The sequence below is a fragment of the Polaromonas sp. P1_G2 genome (assembly GCF_056405515.1).
This window is the reverse complement of sequence record NZ_JBFUBY010000361.1, coordinates 1-3,342: the sequence shown is the minus strand read 5'-3', so window position 1 is coordinate 3,342 and position 3,342 is coordinate 1. Positions and strand designations below refer to the sequence as shown.

At 61.4% G+C, this 3,342-nt stretch carries 3 protein-coding genes; 1 reads left to right on the top strand and 2 read right to left on the bottom strand.

Annotated elements, in window-relative coordinates; all coding sequences use genetic code 11:
- Positions 1–815, bottom strand: an 815-nt coding sequence (locus tag AC1D0P_RS23530; protein WP_477678951.1) for a methylmalonyl-CoA mutase family protein, incomplete at its 3' end; no start/stop codon positions are given.
- 197 nt (positions 816–1,012) lie between these two features.
- Here AC1D0P_RS23530 and AC1D0P_RS23525 point away from each other — a divergent pair.
- On the top strand, positions 1,013–1,648 hold the full coding sequence (locus AC1D0P_RS23525) for a GntR family transcriptional regulator (RefSeq protein WP_477678953.1): 636 nt from the start codon (positions 1,013–1,015) through the stop codon (positions 1,646–1,648).
- A gap of 24 nt (positions 1,649–1,672) precedes the next feature.
- On the opposite strand, the gene AC1D0P_RS23520 is transcribed toward AC1D0P_RS23525, so the two are convergent.
- Positions 1,673–3,274 carry a SpoVR family protein gene (locus AC1D0P_RS23520; RefSeq protein ID WP_477678952.1) on the bottom strand — a complete coding sequence of 534 codons (1,602 nt, stop codon included), beginning with the start codon at positions 3,272–3,274 and terminating at the stop codon, positions 1,673–1,675.
- Between the last annotated feature and the right edge of the window lie 68 nt (positions 3,275–3,342).

The window sequence follows — 3,342 nt, the reverse complement described above, 5'->3', positions numbered from 1 at the left end:
CCCTTGCCCAGTGCGGTTTTCACATACTCTTTCCCGTCGGCCAAAGTGAAGGCCAATTCCAGCGCCTGGTTGGCGCCGGCTTCCTGCATGTGGTAACCCGAAATCGAGATCGAGTTGAACTTCGGCATGTTCTGCGCCGTGTATTCAATGATGTCGCCGATGATGCGTATGCTGGGCTGGGGCGGGAAGATATAGGTGTTGCGGACCATGAACTCCTTGAGGATGTCGTTCTGGATGGTTCCGCTCAATTTGTCCTGGCTCACGCCCTGCTCTTCGGCCGCGACCACATAGCCCGCCAGCACCGGCAGCACCGCGCCGTTCATGGTCATGGAGACGCTGACCTTGTCCAGCGGGATCTGGTCGAACAGGATCTTCATGTCCTCCACCGAATCGATGGCCACACCGGCCTTGCCCACGTCGCCGGTCACGCGCGGGTGGTCACTGTCGTAGCCGCGGTGCGTGGCCAAGTCAAACGCCACCGACACGCCCTGCCCGCCGGCGGCCAGCGCCTTGCGGTAGAAGGCATTGGATTCCTCGGCCGTGGAAAAGCCCGCGTACTGGCGGATCGTCCAGGGGCGCACCGCATACATGGTGGCCTGCGGGCCGCGGATAAAAGGCTCGAAACCCGGCAGCGTGTTGGTATGGGGAAGATCTTTAGTGTCTTCGGCGGTGTACAGCGGCTTGACGCTGATGCCGTCCGGCGTCTGCCAGTTCAGCGCTTCCAGATTGCCGCCGGGAGCCGACTTGGCGGCCGCTTTGGCCCAGGCCTCAAGGCCGGCGGCGGGAAATTCAGGTTCGGGAGGACGCTTGGACATGGGATGTTTACCGTAACAGGATCTGCAGAGGCTGGCGATGCACACCAGGACCCTGGAGATGGGATTCGTGATCGCTCCAAGTTTACATCATTTATAATTATTGATGCAAAATTCAGTTTGGAGTAAGATGCCTGCAGCGCTGACAGGAAGCAGCGTGCACCAAGCTCGCCTTACTTATTAAAAACACCCCTATGTCCATGGCCGCCGTGTCCCTGACTCCCCGAGCGCTTTATGAAGAAGTCGCCGAGCTTTTGCGCCAGCGCATTTTCAACCGCGAACTGGCGCCGGGCAGCTGGATAGACGAACTCAAGCTGGCCGAGGAATACGGCATCAGCCGCACGCCGCTGCGCGAGGCCCTCAAGGTGCTCGCCACCGAGGGCCTGGTCACCATGAAGGTACGGCGCGGCGCTTACGTGACGGAAGTCTCCGAACGCGACCTGACCGACGTCTACCACCTGCTCTCCCTGCTGGAAAGCGACGCGGCCGGCGTGGTGGCCACCCAGGCGACCCCGTCCCAGCTCAAGGAACTGCAGGGCCTGCATGAGGAACTCGAAAAAGCCGTCGGCAACCGCGAGCGCTTTTTCGAGATCAACGAGGCCTTTCACATGCGCCTGCTGGAAATCGCCAACAACCGCTGGCGCGACCAGATGGTGGCCGACCTGCGCAAGGTGATGAAGCTCAACCGCCACAACTCGCTGCTCAAAAGCGGCCGCATTGAAGAATCCCTGGCCGAGCACCGCGCCATCATGCAGGCGCTGGCCGCGCGCGACGCCGACGGCACCGCGCAGCGCATGCGCGAACATTTCAGGAACGGGCTGGAAGCCGCGGGCTGAGAACTGCTCACGGCTTGAACAGCATCAGGCCTGCGGCAGCGCCTCCCAGTGCTGAACCACCTTGCCGTGCTTGTCCACACTCTCAAGCTGGACGCGAAAACCCCACAGGCTCGCGATGTGCTTGATCACCTCCTGGACGTCGTCCGTCAGCGTCCGGTCGTTGTGGCGGCTGTGGCGCAAGGTCAGCGAACGGTTYCCACGCACGTCCACGTCCCAGACCTGTATGTTCGGCTCGCGGTAGTTCAGGTCATGCTGGCGCGACAGCGCCTCGCGCACGTGCCGGTAGCCGGCCTCGTCATGGATGGCCGCAACTTCAAGCTCGGACCTGCTCGCGTCATCCACCACTGAAAAGAGGCGGAATTCGCGTATCAGGCGCGGCGAAAGGTATTGCCCGATGAAACTTTCATCGCGGAAATGCCGCATCGCGTAGTCCAGCGTCTCCAGCCAGTTTGAACCGGCCACGTCCGGCAACCACTGCCGGTCTTCCTCGGTGGGGGACTCGCAGATGCGCTTGAGGTCGCTGAACATGGCAAACCCCAGCGCATAGGGGTTGACGCCGTTGTAGCCCGGATGCGTTACCGGCGGCTGGTAAATGACGTTGGTGTGGGATCGCAGGCATTCGATCATGAAACCGTCGGTCAGCAAGCCCTCGTCATACAGCGAATTGAGCAGCGTGTAATGCCAGAAGGTAGCCCAGCCTTCATTCATGATCTGGGTCTGGCGCTGCGGGTAAAAATACTGGCCGATCTTGCGCACGATGCGGATCACCTCGCGTTGCCAGGGCTCCAGCAAGGGCGCGTTTTTCTCGATGAAATACAGAATGTTTTCCTGCGGCTCCGGCGGAAAACGGCGATTCGTTTTTTCAGCCGGCTTGTCGGCCGGTTTGGGCACCGTGCGCCACAGGTCATTGAGCTGCTGCTGCAGATAGGCCTCGCGGTCCTTGCGGCGGGCCTCTTCCTCCGCCAGGGACAGCTTCTGCGAACGCTGGTAACGGTCCACGCCGTGGCTCATCAGGGCGTGGCAGGAGTCCAGCAGCTGCTCGACCGCCTCCCAGCCGTGGCGCTCCTCACACTCGGCAATATAGGCCCGCGCATACACCAGGTAGTCGACGATGGCCGCGGCGTCGGTCCACATCTGGAACAGGTAGWTGCCTTTGAAGAAGGAGTTGTGGCCGTAGCAGGCATGCGCCATCACCAGCGCCTGCATGGGCATGGTGTTTTCTTCCATCAGATAGGCGATGCAGGGGTTGGAATTGATCACGACCTCGTAAGCCAGCCCCATCTGGCCGCGCCGGTAATTTTTTTCCGTCGAGATGAACTGCTTGCCGAAGGACCAGTGCCGGTAGTTCACCGGCATGCCCACCGAGGCATAGGCGTCAATCATCTGTTCTGCGGTGATGACCTCGAGTTGCACCGGGTAGGTGTCCAGGCCGAAGGCCTTTGCCTTTCGCGCGATCTCGCCGTGGTAGAGCTCGATCAACTCGAAGGACCAGTCGGACGGGCTGGGCAGGCAGGCATGCCGGCGCCCGGTGCCGGGCAAGCCTGGTGCCGCCACTTCGGCGGGCTTCTTCGTGCTCTTTGTCATGGCTTGACGCCTTTTTTGAACAACTCCCTGAACACCGGGAATATCTCGTCCGCGCCGCCCACCTTGCGCATCGCAAAGTTCCGGTTGGCCTCCTGCACCTGGGTGTACTC

Bases quoted from the DNA above. Each gene is read 5' to 3' on its own strand.
- AC1D0P_RS23525 (WP_477678953.1), top strand. From the start codon at position 1,013: ATGGCCGCCGTGTCCCTGACTCCCCGAGCGCTTTATGAAGAAGTCGCC.